Origin of the sequence: Citrobacter sp. wls716, from assembly GCF_005280975.1 — a bacterium.
GTDB classification, from domain to species: Bacteria; Pseudomonadota; Gammaproteobacteria; order Enterobacterales; family Enterobacteriaceae; genus Citrobacter; species Citrobacter youngae.
On the sequence record NZ_SZWX01000057.1, the window covers coordinates 143,183 to 159,091 of the forward strand.

Annotated in this window: 13 protein-coding genes and 1 pseudogene; 11 read left to right on the top strand and 3 right to left on the bottom strand. The window is 52.4% G+C overall.

Going from position 1 to position 15,909, the window contains the following annotated elements; all coding sequences use genetic code 11:
• Positions 1-11: 11 nt before the first annotated feature.
• The 3 genes from FDX24_RS22510 (at position 12) to nhaR (ending at position 3,508) form a co-directional block, all read left to right on the top strand.
• On the top strand, positions 12-1,271 hold the full coding sequence (locus FDX24_RS22510; RefSeq protein WP_115601002.1) for an IS1 family transposase: 1,260 nt from the start codon (positions 12-14) through the stop codon (positions 1,269-1,271).
• Positions 1,272-1,404: 133 nt separating this feature from the next.
• Complete coding sequence (nhaA, locus tag FDX24_RS22515) at positions 1,405-2,571, top strand: Na+/H+ antiporter NhaA (protein ID WP_048212745.1); 1,167 nt, start codon at positions 1,405-1,407, stop codon at positions 2,569-2,571.
• Between the two features lie 37 nt (positions 2,572-2,608).
• The gene (gene nhaR / locus FDX24_RS22520) at positions 2,609-3,508 is read left to right on the top strand and encodes a transcriptional activator NhaR (protein WP_048212744.1); all 900 of its coding nucleotides are present in this window, start codon (positions 2,609-2,611) and stop codon (positions 3,506-3,508) included.
• 28 nt (positions 3,509-3,536) lie between these two features.
• Here nhaR and FDX24_RS22525 read toward each other — a convergent pair whose 3' ends face one another.
• From FDX24_RS22525 to rpsT, 3 genes are all read right to left on the bottom strand, one after another.
• The gene (locus FDX24_RS22525; RefSeq protein ID WP_137364966.1) at positions 3,537-5,579 is read right to left on the bottom strand and encodes a TIM-barrel domain-containing protein; all 2,043 of its coding nucleotides are present in this window, start codon (positions 5,577-5,579) and stop codon (positions 3,537-3,539) included.
• Positions 5,580-5,619: 40 nt separating this feature from the next.
• Complete coding sequence (locus FDX24_RS22530) at positions 5,620-6,993, bottom strand: MFS transporter (protein WP_137364967.1); 1,374 nt, start codon at positions 6,991-6,993, stop codon at positions 5,620-5,622.
• A 447-nt stretch (positions 6,994-7,440) separates the two neighbouring features.
• A complete protein-coding gene (rpsT, locus tag FDX24_RS22535; RefSeq protein WP_003018940.1) occupies positions 7,441-7,704 on the bottom strand; it encodes a 30S ribosomal protein S20 in 264 nt (87 codons plus the stop codon).
• Positions 7,705-7,821: 117 nt separating this feature from the next.
• Here rpsT and FDX24_RS23760 point away from each other — a divergent pair.
• The 8 genes and pseudogenes from FDX24_RS23760 (at position 7,822) to dapB (ending at position 15,817) form a co-directional block, all read left to right on the top strand.
• Positions 7,822-8,025 (top strand): annotated as a pseudogene (locus tag FDX24_RS23760) (DUF2575 domain-containing protein).
• Between the two features lie 7 nt (positions 8,026-8,032).
• Complete coding sequence (gene ribF / locus FDX24_RS22545; RefSeq protein WP_016155656.1) at positions 8,033-8,971, top strand: bifunctional riboflavin kinase/FAD synthetase; 939 nt, start codon at positions 8,033-8,035, stop codon at positions 8,969-8,971.
• 37 nt (positions 8,972-9,008) lie between these two features.
• The gene (gene ileS, locus FDX24_RS22550; protein WP_137364968.1) at positions 9,009-11,825 is read left to right on the top strand and encodes an isoleucine--tRNA ligase; all 2,817 of its coding nucleotides are present in this window, start codon (positions 9,009-9,011) and stop codon (positions 11,823-11,825) included.
• Positions 11,825-12,322 (top strand): signal peptidase II, encoded by a 498-nt coding sequence (gene lspA, locus FDX24_RS22555; RefSeq protein WP_048212740.1) that lies wholly within the window; start codon positions 11,825-11,827, stop codon positions 12,320-12,322. Before ileS ends, lspA begins: the two co-directional genes overlap by 1 nt.
• 117 nt (positions 12,323-12,439) lie before the next feature.
• Positions 12,440-12,889 (top strand): FKBP-type peptidyl-prolyl cis-trans isomerase, encoded by a 450-nt coding sequence (fkpB, locus tag FDX24_RS22560; RefSeq protein ID WP_115600998.1) that lies wholly within the window; start codon positions 12,440-12,442, stop codon positions 12,887-12,889.
• A gap of 1 nt (position 12,890) precedes the next feature.
• A complete protein-coding gene (gene ispH, locus FDX24_RS22565) occupies positions 12,891-13,841 on the top strand; it encodes a 4-hydroxy-3-methylbut-2-enyl diphosphate reductase (RefSeq protein ID WP_032948486.1) in 951 nt (316 codons plus the stop codon).
• A 66-nt stretch (positions 13,842-13,907) separates the two neighbouring features.
• Positions 13,908-14,822, top strand: coding sequence for a ribonucleoside hydrolase RihC (gene rihC / locus FDX24_RS22570; RefSeq protein WP_137364969.1), 915 nt, complete (start codon positions 13,908-13,910; stop codon positions 14,820-14,822).
• 173 nt (positions 14,823-14,995) lie between these two features.
• Positions 14,996-15,817: a 4-hydroxy-tetrahydrodipicolinate reductase gene (gene dapB / locus FDX24_RS22575; protein ID WP_048212738.1), complete on the top strand. Its 822-nt coding sequence runs from the start codon at positions 14,996-14,998 to the stop codon at positions 15,815-15,817.
• Positions 15,818-15,909 lie beyond the last annotated feature (92 nt).

Here is a 15,909-nt window from a genome sequence, read left to right on the forward strand (position 1 = left end):
AGGGAGTGAATATGTTTTCCTGGATTAATGTCGATAGTTGTAAAACGCCCGGCTGCAAAAATATGGGTATGTTGAACAGCCCGGATTACCAAAACCAAGGGAAAAATATACTATGCCGGGCCTGCGGTTTTCTCTTCCCCATTATTTCGGAACGATCACTCAACCGCTTTCGTCAGTCGGTTAATCAGGCATGGAAAGGACTGATAAAATCCTGCCCCCACTGCGGGGGAATTTCACTCAAAAAGTACGGTTTTTCTGCGCAAGGAGAACCGCGTATTTACTGTCAGCGTTGTCATAAAACATTTATTTCTCCTGTCAGGCAAAAAACAGATGTGCGTCAGGATTATCTCGCCACGCTGATTCAGGAAGGTGCGACACTGGCGGATATTCGCACCGCACTCGTGCTGGATAGCACCGGGTTGAATCGGGAGTTACAGAAACTCTCTCGCAATGCAAATCTGGCGGAACGCGAATTTACTTTTCCTACGTTTGATATCGTCATGAGCACGCGCGCTTTTCGGATCAAATTTAACGGTAGTGATAGTTTTCTGTATGTGTTGGTCACTGCAGAAGAGAATACCGGTCGAATTGTTGCCGTTACGACAAATTACTCAGCTCATCCCGTAGAGGCTGAGTATCAGTATCATTCTGACTATGAAGAACGCCTGCCTCCCGGTACGTTGGCGCATATTGTGCAACGTAAAGAAGTGATAACGATGCGGCGGGAGACGCTTTTTGATGTGGATTACGGTCCTGCAATATTGCACAAAAATGATCCGGGGATGTTAGTTAAACCCGTTTTGCCAGCTTATCGCCATTTCGAGTTGGTTAAAATGCTCACGGATGAACGTTCTCTCAATATTCAGCATTACCTCGATCAGGAATGCTTTATCCTGGGAGGATGTATGATGGCGAATATACAGCATGTTCAGCAAGGGCGTTGCCACATTGCTTTTGTGAGAGAACGTGGAGAATCAGCGCCGCAAAAAGATATTCCGCCAAGGTTGTTTATGGGGGGCGGCATCCGTAATAACGTTTGGCGAACATTCACCACGCGTGACTACGCGCTGGCAGTATGCAACTTAACAGAGAACCGAAAAACGAGTATGCAACGCAGCGCCACGCTTGTGAGTGCGACCCGTTTTATCCATTTTATCGATACACATCCTTTTCTGGCACACCTCAACCGTATGTCTCCGGCAAATGTGACGGCAACGCTGGACCATCTCAGATACGCGTTTAATGCGAGGCATCACTCAGATGCAGACTAACTAATCCTGTGTTTTCTCATTAGATAATGCTCGGAAAAGCCGATTTATTCATCATGAATAATCTAATTTTAACGAGCTTTTTGCGGGTGTAAGATAGTAATTACGAAGTATTCACCCAATAGAGAGAATAAAAGTGAAACATCTGCATCGTTTTTTTAGTAGCGACGCCTCGGGAGGCATCATCCTGATCATCGCAGCCGCAGTCGCTATGCTGATGGCAAATATCGGGGTTACCAGTGGATGGTACCACGCCTTTCTGGAAACACCTGTCCAACTGCGGGTTGGCGCGCTTGAAATCAACAAAAATATGCTGCTGTGGATCAACGACGCGTTGATGGCTGTATTCTTCCTGTTGATTGGTCTGGAAGTGAAGCGTGAGTTAATGCAGGGGTCGCTTGCCAGCCTGCGTCAGGCGGCGTTTCCAATTATTGCCGCGATTGGCGGCATGATTGTCCCGGCGTTGCTGTATCTGGCATTCAACTATGCCGACCCTATCACTCGTGAAGGATGGGCAATTCCGGCAGCAACGGATATCGCTTTTGCGCTCGGTGTACTGGCACTGTTGGGTAGTCGTGTTCCGCTGGCACTGAAAATCTTCCTGATGGCGCTGGCGATTATCGATGACCTCGGCGCGATTGTGATCATCGCGTTGTTCTACACCAGCGATCTCTCGTTGTTGTCTCTGGGCGTCGCCGCGTGCGCAATTCTCGTCCTGGCGGCATTGAATCTGTGCGGTGTCAGACGCACCGGTATTTATATTCTGGTTGGCGTCGTGCTATGGACGGCAGTGCTGAAGTCCGGCGTGCATGCCACTCTGGCAGGCGTGATCGTTGGTTTCTTCATTCCGTTAAAGGAAAAACATGGGCGCTCACCGGCAAAGCGTCTGGAGCATGTCCTGCATCCGTGGGTGGCTTATCTGATCCTGCCTCTGTTTGCCTTCGCTAACGCAGGTGTTTCGCTGCAGGGCGTGACGCTGGATGGATTGACCTCTATCCTGCCGCTGGGAATTATCGCCGGCCTGCTTATCGGTAAGCCGCTGGGGATCAGCCTGTTCTGCTGGCTGGCATTACGTCTCAAGGTGGCGCAACTGCCTGAAGGCACGAGTTTCCAGCAAATTATGGCGGTCGGTATTCTGTGTGGCATCGGCTTTACAATGTCGATTTTCATCGCCAGTCTGGCGTTTGGTAACGTTGATCCGGAGCTGATTAACTGGGCAAAACTGGGGATCCTGATTGGTTCACTGTTGTCGGCAGTTATCGGTTATAGCTGGCTGCGTACCCGGTTGAATACGTCAGCCTGAGCAGATAACTCTTTGGTGACAATTTCAGGGAGAGAGTATGTCTCATATAAATTACAACCACCTGTATTACTTCTGGCATGTGTATAAAGAAGGATCGGTGGTGGGGGCCGCAGAAGCGCTTTATCTGACACCGCAAACTATTACCGGGCAGATCAAAGCGCTTGAGGAACGCTTACAAGGGAAGTTGTTTAAGCGTAAGGGGCGAGGGCTGGAACCCAGCGAGTTAGGCGAATTAGTTTTCCGTTATGCGGATAAAATGTTCACCCTAAGCCAGGAAATGCTGGATATCGTGAACTATCGCAAAGAGTCGAATTTGCTGTTTGATGTTGGCGTGGCGGATGCATTATCGAAGCAACTGGTTAGCAGCGTGCTGGATGCTGCTGTGGTTGAGAACGAGCAAATCCATCTGCGTTGTTTTGAATCAACACACGAGATGCTGCTGGAGCAGCTCAGCCAGCATAAGCTGGATATGATTATCTCCGATTGCCCGATCGACTCAACGCAGCAGGAAGGGCTGTTCTCGGTGCGGATTGGCGAATGCAGCGTGAGCTTTTGGTGCACCAGGCCGCTGCCTGAGAAACCGTTTCCGGCCTGTCTGGAAGAGCGTCGATTGCTGATCCCTGGTCGTCGTTCGATGCTTGGACGTAAGCTGTTGAACTGGATTAACTCACAAGGACTGAACGTTGAAATCCTTGGCGAGTTTGATGACGCCGCGCTGATGAAAGCGTTTGGCGCAACGCATAACGCGATATTCGTTGCCCCTACGCTGTATTCACACAATTTCTATGCTGATGATTCTATTGTTGAAATTGGACGCGTTGAGAATGTGATGGAGGAGTATCACGCCATATTTGCGGAGAGGATGATCCAGCATCCGGCGGTGCAGCGTATTTGCAATGCCAACTACTCAGCACTGTTCAAGCCGCCACAGGTCTAAACGCCTTTATGTTGCCGGCTGCGGTGTACTAACCGAGTTTCAACATATTACGATACTGCCCGCCTTCGCGGATAAATACCGGAATTCTGTTCAGGGGAGCGTCATAGCGCAGCGTTTGTCCTCCCTGATAGCTCTCGCCGGTCGCAAAATCCGTCCATGTTTCCCCTTCTGGCAACCAAACGTCGCGTTCGCGCATACCTTCATGCATAACGGGCGCAACCAACAGATCGGGGCCGAAACAGTACTGGTCGGTGATTTCCCAGCTTTTTAGCTGATCGGGGAACTCAAAAAATAGGGTACGCATCACCGGTGTATTGTAGTTATGCGTTTCTGCCATTAACGCTTTGATGTAGGGCTTGAGCTTCTCACGCAGTGTCAGGCAACCCGTTAGCACATCACACACATCCTCACCGTAGCTCCAGATCTCGTTGGGCGCGCCGGTAGGGCACTGGGCAATCCCGTCCCGATAAGGCTGCTGCGGTAAAATCTGCGGATCGCGGTTGCCGTGCAGGCGCATCACCGGGCTAAACACGCCCCACTGGAACCAGCGAATCAGCAACTCATGAAAGTGTGGGTCGTGAATATTGCCGCCATGAAAGCCGCCAATATCTGTTGTCCACCATGGGATACCTGCAATCCCCATATTCATCCCGGCGGCAAACTGATTGCGCAGAGAACGAAACGATGAGTGGATATCACCTGACCACACCAGCGCGCCGTATTTCTGACTTCCAGCCCAGGCGCAGCGCAGCAGGTTGATAACCTGGTCTTCGCCATTGGCTTTCATGCCGTCAAAAAAGGTTTTGGCGTACATTCGCGGGTAGATATTGCCCACTTCCAGCACCGGTCCGGCGTGGTAGCGATAGTTATCGTAGTCGTAAACGCTGAACTCCGGCTCGGCTTCATCTAGCCAGAAGAGCTTCACGCCTTTATCGTAATAGTTGCGTTTTGCTTTACTCCAGACGTAGTCGCGAGCGCCGGGATGGGTGGCATCAAAGAAAGTGGTATTGCCGAGAAAATCCATATTAATTGGCAATCCGCGCTCCGTTTGTACCAGCCAGCCGTTTTCGCGCATCTCCCGATAGCTCTCGGTGCGATTGTCCACCGTCGGCCAGACGGAGACCATCAGCTCAATACCCAGCGATTTTAACTCGGCGATCATGGCATCGGGATCAGGCCAGTCGCGCGAGTCGAACATCCAGTCCCCCTGATTTGGCCAGTGGAAGAAATCGATAACGATTACCGAGATGGGGAGATTGCGCCGTTTGTACTCGCGGGCGACGGCGAGCAGCTCCTCCTGAGTGCGATAGCGTAACTTGCACTGCCAGAAGCCCATGGCGTAATCCGGCATCATCGGCGGCGTGCCCGTGGCGAGCGCATACGCCTGGCTAATTTCTGCCGGTGTATCGCCAGCGGTGATCCAGTAGTCCAACTGTTCGCTGACCTGAGCTTCCCACTCGGTCACGTTATGGGCGAACGTCACGCGGCCGACCGCCGGGTTGTTCCATAAAAATCCGTAGCCCAGGCTTGAGAGCATAAAGGGCACCGAGGCCTGAGAGTTGCGCTGGGCCAGTTCGAGCACGCATCCTTTGAGATCCAGATTGGCCTGCTGATATTGGCCCATGCCGTAAATTTTTTCCCCTTCGGTGGCTTCGAAGCGGGCTTTAAGTGAATATTTCCCGCCCTGAATAGGGCGGAATTCGCGTCCCTCAAGGTTGAGTGCGCTGACATACTGGCCGTGGGAAGATTCGTCCTCGCCGATTTCGCCCCGCAGACGCCAGAACTCCTGCAACAGGCACTTATGCGGATGGCGATAAAAAGCGATTTGCCCTTTTTGATTGACGATTGCGCTAATTTTTCCATTGGTTAGCGTCGCCTGCTTGTGGTCATAAACGATGTGGCAGGCGCTTTCTGTGACTGGCTCCGTGAGCGCCCAGTCCTCATTTCGCATAACCGGAAGATGACGGCCACTGCGAACGCGCAGGCTGTTCTCGCCCCAGGGTTCAATCCACAAATAGCGATCGTTTTGCTGCCAGACCAGACGACGCGGGTCATGTTGCACAAATGGCATGGTGGTGCCTCCCATATTTTGAGGGTAAAGATTAAGAAAGTTATTGGGTGATGGTTTCCAGATCGTGGCGAATCCTCTCTTCCATTGCTTCGTACTTACGGAAGAAAAGTAGCGGGATCGCCGCGAGTGCGAAGAGCAGGGCGGGCGCCCAGATAAAGGCCCAGGTAATGCCTTCAAGGCCCACAGCGCTTTGGGCATGGTTCGGGACATAGCCAAAACTGTTCATGATCCAGGCGGCGAAAGCGGTACCCAGACCGCTGCCCATCTTGATGCAGAAGGTACTGCCGAAGGCGATAAGAATGCCGGTGGCCTTGATGCCCGTTTTCCAGGCACCGAAGTCGACGGCAAAGCCCAACATGGCAAACGGCATTGAGCAGGCGATTCCGCTACCGATATTGCCGAGCACCCAGGCCGCGATGAGGAAAGGTATGTTGTCCGCCGCCAGCCACATCAAGACGCCGCCAAACGTGGCGACCAGCAAGCCGCCTACCCATATCCAGGTTTTAGCCAGGTATTTGCTAAAGAAAGGGATGGCGATGATAAACAGGATCTGAATCGTCGCCAGACTGTTAATCAGCGGAACCAGATCTTTGCGAACGAGGTTGTAGGTCAGATAATAAACAATGGTGGTGGACCGCTGTTGCAGGGCAATCCAGAAGATCAGATTGGCCAGCACCATCAGGATCCATGGCCAGTTACCTTTCATCGCCGTGAAACTTTTTTTCATCGGCAGTTTGGGTTCTTGCTGTATTTTATCCGCATCCATTTCGCGGATATTTTTAAAGGCGAAAAGCGTTAGCGAACAGGATATCGCAGCAAACAGAATCGCCGTATAAATAAATCCGGCATGATCATTTCCGTTACCTAAAAATGCAACCAGGGGTAATGCTGTGGCATTCATTAATAAAACCCCGATTTGTCCTCCGGTCATTCTCCAGGAATTTAATACCAGCCGTTCCTTAGGGGACAGGGTCATCAGAGGTAATATTGCACTGAGCGGTGTATTAAGTCCGGTAAATAAAATGCTGGCAATCATATAGGATATTGCTGCATATATGGCTTTTCCTGTCATGCTGATATCTGGAGACCAAAATGACAGCGCGCTGAATACACCAAAAGGCAGCGGCAGCCATAAAAACCAGGGACGACATTTACCGTAACGTGAACGTGTTTTATCGATAATGATCCCCCAGATTGGGGCATCTATACCATCTACGATACGCGCCAGTAGCAGGATGACACCTGCTACGGCGAGACTTATACCCGCAACGTCAGTGTAGAAATATAAGATGTAGGTTGAACCGAAACAGTACAGCAGATTACCTGCCACATCCAAAGAGCCGTAGCTAATACGCTGTAGTAAAGATAATGATGCTGACCCGCAAGACTGGGTATCCTCAATAACAGAACTCATAATAATAACTCCGATATTGGTGCGATACGCCCAGAAAAACAGCTTTTACTTTCTAAGCAGTAGGGTAGTTGTTATTTTTTATCTAAAAAATTAAACCTTTGGAGAGAAATAGTGGTTAATTGGTTTGGTGAAAAATAGTTAACACGGGCATTGTGATCAATTATCAAATCTTACATCAGGATTGCGTTTATTCGTTTTTGGGGGAGTAATTATGTCATTTGCTATGACGGTCACAATTTGATTAGCAATGAAATTAAAAAAATTAAACAGTGAAAGAAAATGACTTTCATGTGCCCGGTAAGGCGGCTGGCTGAAAAGAGAAGCGGCCCAGAGGAGTACGAACAAGGTCAGTGGATGACGGTTGCCTTCGAAGCTGGTTGTACAAACGACAGGCATAAAAAAACCCGCTTGCGCGGGTTTTTTCACAAAGCGACAACAGACAGGCGATTAAGCCAGTTTGTTGATCTGTGCAGTCAGGTTTGCTTTATGACGCGCAGCTTTGTTTTTGTGGATCAGACCTTTAGCAGCCTGACGGTCCACGATTGGTTGCATTTCGTTAAATGCTTTCAGTGCAGTAGCTTTGTCGCCAGCTTCGATAGCTGCGTATACTTTCTTGATGAAAGTACGCATCATAGAGCGACGGCTAGCGTTGTGCTTGCGGGCCTTTTCAGACTGAACGGCGCGCTTCTTAGCTGATTTGATATTAGCCAAGGTCCAACTCCCAAATGTGTTCTATATGGACAATTCAAAGGCCGAGGAATATGCCCTTTTAGCCTTCTTTTGTCAATGGATTTGTGCAAATAAGCGCCGTTTAAATTCCAGCACTCGTTGCGTAGTGATGGCGCAGGATTCTACCAGCTTGCGTGGCGTGAATACAGCTTTTCGACGAGAAAAATTGCATTGGTGTGCCGGTGAAGGGCGTCAATTTGTTTCATAACAATGAAAACCATCCTCTTTCTGTTTCGTAGAAACAATCGCCGGTTAACGTTGACCGCGGTACAGGGTATACTTTCACGATTTTCACTGTTTTGAGCCAGACATGAAGCTGATACGAGGCATACATAATCTCAGTCAGGCCCCGCATGGGTGTGTGCTGACTATTGGTAATTTCGACGGCGTGCACCGTGGTCACCGTGCGTTGCTGCAGGGCTTACGGGAAGAAGGGCGCAAACGCAATTTACCAGTAATGGTGATGATTTTTGAGCCGCAGCCGCTGGAGCTGTTTGCGACGGATAAGTCGCCTGCGCGCCTTACACGCCTGCGAGAAAAACTGCGTTATCTGGCGGAATGCGGCGTGGATTACGTACTGTGCGTGCGTTTTGACCGACGTTTTGCCGCATTAACGGCGCAGACTTTTATCAGCGACCTGCTGGTGAAGCGCCTTGGTGTACAATTTCTTGCCGTTGGCGATGATTTCCGCTTTGGCGCTAGCCGTGCGGGTGATTTCTTGTTATTACAGGAAGCGGGCGCTGAGTATGGTTTTGATATCACCAGTACCCAAACCTTCTGTGAAGGCGGTGTGCGTATCAGCAGCACCGCAGTACGTCAGGCGCTGGCCGAAGATAACCTGCAACTGGCCGAAAGCCTGCTTGGGCATCCTTTTACTATCTCAGGACGCGTCGTTCACGGTGACGAGTTAGGGCGCACTATCGGTTTTCCGACGGCAAACTTACCGCTTCGTCGCCAGGTGTCTCCAGTGAAAGGGGTTTATGCGGTTGAAGTGATGGGGCTGGGTGATAAACCTTTCCCCGGCGTTGCCAACATCGGCACCCGCCCGACGGTAGCAGGCGTACGCCAGCAGTTGGAAGTGCATCTGTTGGACGTTGTAATGGACCTGTATGGTCGCCATATAGATGTAGTACTGCGTAAAAAAATACGCAGCGAACAGCGATTTGCCTCGCTGGATGAACTAAAAGCGCAGATTGCGCGTGATGAGTTGACTGCCCGTGAATTTTTTGGGCTAACAAAACCGGCTTAATGCCTATACGAGTTTTAAATACGGAACCGAGAATCTGATGAGTGACTATAAATCAACCCTGAATTTGCCGGAAACAGGGTTCCCGATGCGCGGCGATCTCGCCAAGCGCGAACCGGGAATGCTGGCGCGTTGGACTGATGATGACCTGTACGGCATCATTCGTGCGGCCAAAAAAGGCAAAAAAACCTTCATTCTGCATGATGGCCCTCCTTATGCGAATGGCAGCATTCATATTGGTCACTCGGTTAACAAGATTCTGAAAGACATTATCGTGAAGTCCAAAGGACTCACGGGCTATGACTCGCCGTACGTTCCGGGCTGGGACTGCCACGGTCTGCCGATCGAGCTGAAAGTAGAACAGGAATACGGCAAGCCGGGCGAGAAGTTCACCGCTGCTGAGTTCCGCGCCAAGTGCCGTGAATACGCAGCGACCCAGGTTGATGGTCAGCGTAAAGACTTTATCCGTCTTGGCGTACTGGGCGACTGGTCGCATCCGTACCTGACCATGGACTTCAAAACTGAAGCCAACATCATTCGTGCGCTGGGTAAAATCATCGGCAACGGTCACCTGCACAAAGGTGCGAAGCCGGTGCACTGGTGCGTTGACTGCCGTTCCGCGCTGGCGGAAGCGGAAGTTGAGTATTATGACAAAACCTCCCCGTCCATCGACGTGGCGTTCCACGCTGCCGATCAGGATGCGGTGAAAGCGAAATTTGGCGTTTCTGACGTCAACGGCCCGATCTCTCTGGTTATCTGGACCACTACCCCGTGGACGTTACCGGCGAACCGCGCAATCTCTCTGGCACCTGATTTTGACTATGCGCTGGTGCAGATTGACGGCCAGGCTGTGATTCTGGCTAAAGATCTGGTTGAAAGCGTCATGCAGCGTATTGGCGCGGCTGAATACACCATTCTCGGCACCGTGAAAGGCGCTGAGCTGGAACTGCTGCGCTTTACCCATCCGTTTATGGGCTTTGACGTGCCGGCTATCCTTGGCGATCACGTGACGCTGGATGCGGGTACCGGTGCGGTCCATACCGCTGGCGGTCACGGTCCGGATGACTACGTCATCAGCCAGAAATACGGTCTGGAAATCGCTAACCCGGTTGGCCCGGACGGCGCATACCTGGCGGGTACCTATCCGGATCTGGACGGTGTGAATGTCTTTAAAGCCAACGACAAAATTGTTGCGCTGCTGAGCGAAAAAGGCGCGCTGCTGCACGTTGAGAAGATGCAGCACAGCTATCCATGCTGCTGGCGTCACAAGTCACCGATCATCTTCCGTGCGACCCCGCAGTGGTTCGTCAGCATGGATCAGAAAGGCCTGCGCGCGCAGTCGCTGAAAGAGATCAAAGGCGTACAGTGGATCCCGGACTGGGGCCAGGCGCGTATTGAATCGATGGTTGCCAACCGTCCTGACTGGTGTATCTCCCGTCAGCGTACGTGGGGGGTGCCGATGTCTCTGTTTGTTCACAAAGACACCGAAGAGCTGCATCCGCGCGCTATCGAACTGATGGAAGAAGTGGCTAAACGCGTTGAAGTTGACGGCATCCAGGCGTGGTGGGATCTCGATCCGAAAGATATCCTCGGCGACGAAGCTGACCAGTATGTCAAAGTCCCGGATACGCTGGACGTGTGGTTCGACTCCGGTTCAACCCACTCATCCGTCGTGGATGTGCGTCCTGAGTTTGCGGGCCATGCGGCAGATATGTATCTGGAAGGTTCTGACCAGCACCGTGGCTGGTTCATGTCTTCTTTGATGATCTCCACCGCCATGAAAGGCAAAGCACCTTATCGCCAGGTACTGACCCACGGTTTCACCGTTGATGGTCAGGGCCGTAAGATGTCCAAATCTATCGGTAACACCGTTTCTCCGCAGGACGTGATGAACAAACTGGGCGCGGATATTCTGCGTCTGTGGGTTGCTTCTACCGACTATACTGGCGAAATGGCCGTTTCTGACGAAATCCTGAAACGTGCTGCCGACAGCTATCGTCGTATCCGTAACACCGCGCGCTTCCTGCTGGCGAACCTGAACGGGTTCGATCCGGTTAAAGACATGGTGAAACCGGAAGAGATGGTGGTGCTGGACAGGTGGGCGGTAGGCTGTGCGCAAGCGGCGCAGGACGAAATCCTGAAAGCCTATGAAGCCTATGACTTCCACGAAGTGGTACAGCGCCTGATGCGCTTCTGCTCCGTAGAAATGGGTTCGTTCTACCTCGACATCATCAAAGACCGTCAGTACACCGCGAAAGCGGACAGTGTGGCGCGTCGTAGCTGCCAGACTGCGCTGTTCCATATTGCAGAAGCGCTGGTTCGCTGGATGGCGCCGATCATGTCCTTCACCGCAGATGAAATCTGGGGCTACCTGCCGGGCGATCGTGAGAAATACGTCTTTACCGGTGAATGGTACGAAGGTCTGTTTGGCTTAGGCGAAACCGAAGCGATGAACGATGCCTTCTGGGACGAACTGCTGAAAGTGCGTGGCGAAGTGAACAAGGTTATCGAGCAGGCGCGTGCGGATAAGAAAGTCGGCGGTTCTCTGGAAGCGGCAGTGACCCTGTACGCTGAACCTGAGCTGGCGGCGAAACTGACCGCGCTGGGCGAAGAGTTGCGCTTTGTTCTGCTGACCTCCGGCGCGACGGTTGCAGATTTTGCAGCGGCTCCAGCTGATGCTCAGCAGAGCGAACTGCTCAAAGGTCTGAAAATTGTACTGAGCAAAGCCGAAGGTGATAAATGTCCGCGCTGCTGGCATTACACTACCGACGTCGGCCAGGTGGCGGAACATGCAGATATCTGCGGACGCTGTGTCAGCAACATCGCCGGTGATGGCGAACAACGTAAGTTTGCCTGATGAGTAAGCCTCTCTGTTCAACAGGACTACGCTGGCTGTGGCTGGTGGTAGCCGTGCTGATTATCGACTTAGGCAGCAAATACCTGATCCTCCAGAACTTTGCTCTGGGGGATACGGTGTCGCTGTTCCCGTCGCTTAATCTGCACTATGCGCGTAACTATGGCGCGGCGTTTAGCTTCTTAGCCGACAGCGGTGGCTGGCAACGTTGGTTCTTTGCCGGTATTGCCATCGGTATTTGCGTCATCCTGATGGTGATGATGTATCGCTCGAAGGCGACGCAGAAGCTGAATAACATCGCGTATGCGTTAATCATTGGCGGTGCGCTGGGCAACCTGTTCGACCGCCTGTGGCACGGCTTCGTGGTTGATATGATTGACTTTTACGTCGGTGACTGGCATTTCGCGACCTTCAATCTGGCCGATACAGCTATCTGTATCGGGGCGGCATTGATTGTTCTCGAAGGCTTCCTGCCGTCGAAAGAGAAAAAAGCCGCATAAAAAAATGCCGGATGGCGCTATGCTAATCCGGCCTACAATTTACTGCGATCCTTGTAGGCCCGGTAAGCGTAGTGCCACCGGGCAGACAGGCGGCAGCAATTTTAAAGAGCAACCTGCATGTCTAAATCAGTACAGAGTAACAGTGCGGTGCTGGTGCACTTCACCCTTAAGCTCGACGATGGCTCCACCGCAGAGTCAACCCGCAATAACGGCAAGCCTGCGCTGTTTCGCCTGGGCGACGGTTCTCTGTCTGAAGGACTGGAGCAACAGCTGCTGGGGCTAAAAGAAGGCGATAAAACCACCTTTGCTCTGGAGCCGGATGCCGCCTTTGGCGTATCAAGTCCGGACTTAATTCAGTATTTCTCGCGTCGGGAATTTATGGACGCGGGCGAGCCAGAAATTGGCGCTATCATGCTCTTTACCGCAATGGACGGCAGTGAGATGCCAGGTGTTATCCGCGAAATCAACGGTGACTCGATCACGGTTGATTTCAACCATCCGCTGGCTGGGCATACCGTTCATTTTGATATTGAAGTGCTGGAAGTCGAACCGGCACTGGAGGCGTAAAATGCAGATCCTGTTGGCCAACCCGCGCGGTTTCTGCGCTGGCGTAGACCGCGCTATCAGCATTGTCGAAAACGCGCTGGCTATTTACGGCGCGCCGATTTATGTCCGTCATGAAGTGGTACATAACCGTTATGTGGTGGATAGCCTGCGTGAGCGCGGGGCTATTTTTATCGAGCAAATCAGTGAAGTGCCGGACGGTGCGATCCTGATCTTTTCTGCCCACGGCGTGTCTCAGGCGGTGCGTAACGAAGCCAAAGGCCGCGACCTCACGGTTTTTGATGCAACCTGCCCGCTGGTGACCAAAGTACATATGGAAGTTGCCCGCGCCAGCCGTCGTGGCGAAGAATCCATTCTGATTGGTCACGCCGGTCACCCGGAAGTCGAAGGCACGATGGGCCAGTACAGCAACCCGCAAGGGGGAATGTACCTGGTTGAATCACCGGAAGATGTGCTGAAACTGAATGTGAAAAATGAAGGCAAATTATCCTTCATGACGCAGACCACGCTCTCCGTTGACGACACTTCTGACGTTATTGACGCGCTGCGTCAACGCTTCCCGAAAATTGTCGGACCGCGCAAAGATGATATCTGTTATGCCACCACCAACCGTCAGGAAGCGGTTCGCGCGCTGGCGGAACAGGCTGATGTTGTGCTGGTGGTCGGCTCGAAGAACTCCTCTAACTCCAACCGTCTGGCTGAACTGGCACAGCGAATGGGGAAAGCGGCGTATTTGATTGACGATGCGACCGACATCCAGGAAGCGTGGGTGAAAGAGGCGAAGTGCGTAGGCGTGACGGCCGGAGCCTCGGCACCGGATATCCTGGTGCAAAACGTGATTGCTCGCCTGCAGGAACTTGGCGGTGGGGAAGCTATTCCGCTGGAAGGCCGCGAAGAGAACATCGTTTTCGAAGTGCCGAAAGAGCTGCGTGTGGATGTTCGTGAAGTAGAGTAAGTCTTTCCGGTTATGATTATGAGAAGATGCCAGACTTAACGTCTGGCATTTTTTTATGGAGAAACCATGCGCTTACCGATCATTCTTGATACCGATCCCGGCATTGATGATGCCGCCGCCATTGCCGCCGCGCTGTTTGCCCCTGAGCTGGATCTGCAACTGATGACCACTGTCGCAGGCAATGTGTCGGTGGAAAAAACCACCCGTAATGCGTTGCAACTGCTGCACTTCTGGAATGCGGATGTTCCACTGGCGCAGGGAGCATCGATGCCGCTGGTGCGACCGCTGCGTGATGCCGCTTCCGTGCACGGCGAGTCCGGTATGGAAGGGTATGATTTTGTCGAGCACGATCGCCAGGCGATGGCAAAACCCGCCTTCCAGGCGATTCGCGATGCGCTGATGCATGCCTCACAGCCCGTGACGCTGGTGGCAATTGGCCCGCTGACCAACATTGCGCTGCTGCTGACCCATTATCCTGAATGCGTATTTAACATTAAGCGCCTGGTGATTATGGGCGGTTCTGCCGGGCGCGGGAACTTCACACCCAACGCCGAGTTTAATATTGCTATCGATCCCGAGGCTGCCGCGAAAGTCTTCCAGAGCGGGCTGGAGATTGTAATGTGCGGGCTGGACGTGACCAACCAGGCGATGCTTGCGCCGGAGTATCTGGCGACGTTACCTCAGCTTAACCAGACGGGAAAAATGCTGCATGCGCTGTTCAGTCACTACCGTAGCGGTAGCATGAATACGGGGCTGCGAATGCACGATCTCTGTGCGATTGCCTGGCTGGTGCGCCCGGATCTCTTTACGCTCAAGCCCTGTTTTGTCGCCGTTGAAACGCAGGGGGAATATACCTCTGGCACAACGGTAGTAGATATCGAAGGGCGGCTGGGGCAACCCGCTAATGCCCAGGTGGCACTGGGGCTGAATGTCGAGGGGTTCCAGCAGTGGGTGGCGCACGTTCTGGCACTGGCCCCCTGATTTCCGCGTTATATAACGATATGACGCTGCTTATTCCGTGGCGTCATGCCTTTTACTGATATCTTTCCCTGTTTATCATTAAATTCTAATTATCGACGTTTTCGGCTGGCGGCGCAGCGATACGCTGGTTAATCTGAAAACGATTTACGTAAAATTAACAAAAGAGAATAGCTATGCATGATGCACAAATCCGCGTTGCCATCGCGGGAGCCGGTGGACGCATGGGGCGTCAGTTGATTCAGGCCACTCTTGGCATGGATGGCGTACAGCTTGGCGCGGCGCTGGAGCGCGAAGGCTCTTCCTTACTGGGAAGCGATGCCGGAGAGTTAGCCGGAGCCGGGAAAACGGGCGTTACGGTACAAAGTAGCCTTGAAGCGGTGAAAGATGATTTCGATGTTTTCATCGATTTTACCCGCCCGGAAGGCACGCTGGCGCATCTGGCGTTTTGCCGCCAGCATGGGAAAGGGATGGTAATTGGCACCACCGGCTTTGATGAGGCGGGAAAACAGGCTATTCGCGATGCCGCGCAGGATATTGGCATCGTCTTCGCCGCTAACTTTAGCGTCGGCGTCAACGTCATGCTGAAGCTGCTGGAGAAAGCGGCGAAAGTGATGGGTGATTACACCGATATAGAGATTATTGAAGCGCATCACCGCCACAAAGTGGATGCGCCGTCAGGCACTGCGCTGGCGATGGGCGAGGCGATTGCCGGGGCGCTGGATAAAGATCTGAAAGACTGCGCAGTCTATTCCCGTGAGGGTTACACCGGCGAGCGCGTACCGGGCACGATTGGTTTTGCCACGGTGCGAGCGGGGGATATCGTCGGGGAACATACCGCGATGTTCGCCGATATTGGCGAGCGTATTGAGATCACGCATAAAGCGTCCAGCCGTATGACATTCGCCAACGGCGCCGTGAGATCGGCGGTTTGGCTGAAATCTAAATCAAATGGTCTTTTTGATATGCGAGATGTGCTTGATTTACGCAATTTGTAAGGTTTTTTACCCTTCGTGATGTGGTTATTGTAATCATAAGCAATTGATTACATAGGGCAATATTTTATTGCCCTTTTATTTTGCCTATTTCA

Excerpts from the sequence above, each read along its gene's own strand:
- dapB (WP_048212738.1), top strand. The coding sequence starts at position 14,996 with ATGCATGATGCACAAATCCGCGTTGCCATCGCGGGAGCCGGTGGACGC.
- lspA (WP_048212740.1), top strand. The coding sequence starts at position 11,825 with ATGAGTAAGCCTCTCTGTTCAACAGGACTACGCTGGCTGTGGCTGGTG.
- rihC (WP_137364969.1), top strand. The coding sequence starts at position 13,908 with ATGCGCTTACCGATCATTCTTGATACCGATCCCGGCATTGATGATGCC.
- ribF (WP_016155656.1), top strand. The coding sequence starts at position 8,033 with ATGAAGCTGATACGAGGCATACATAATCTCAGTCAGGCCCCGCATGGG.
- FDX24_RS22510 (WP_115601002.1), top strand. The coding sequence starts at position 12 with ATGTTTTCCTGGATTAATGTCGATAGTTGTAAAACGCCCGGCTGCAAA.
- fkpB (WP_115600998.1), top strand. The coding sequence starts at position 12,440 with ATGTCTAAATCAGTACAGAGTAACAGTGCGGTGCTGGTGCACTTCACC.
- ispH (WP_032948486.1), top strand. The coding sequence starts at position 12,891 with ATGCAGATCCTGTTGGCCAACCCGCGCGGTTTCTGCGCTGGCGTAGAC.
- nhaR (WP_048212744.1), top strand. The coding sequence starts at position 2,609 with ATGTCTCATATAAATTACAACCACCTGTATTACTTCTGGCATGTGTAT.
- ileS (WP_137364968.1), top strand. The coding sequence starts at position 9,009 with ATGAGTGACTATAAATCAACCCTGAATTTGCCGGAAACAGGGTTCCCG.
- FDX24_RS22530 (WP_137364967.1), bottom strand. The coding sequence starts at position 6,993 with ATGAGTTCTGTTATTGAGGATACCCAGTCTTGCGGGTCAGCATCATTA.
- FDX24_RS22525 (WP_137364966.1), bottom strand. The coding sequence starts at position 5,579 with ATGCCATTTGTGCAACATGACCCGCGTCGTCTGGTCTGGCAGCAAAAC.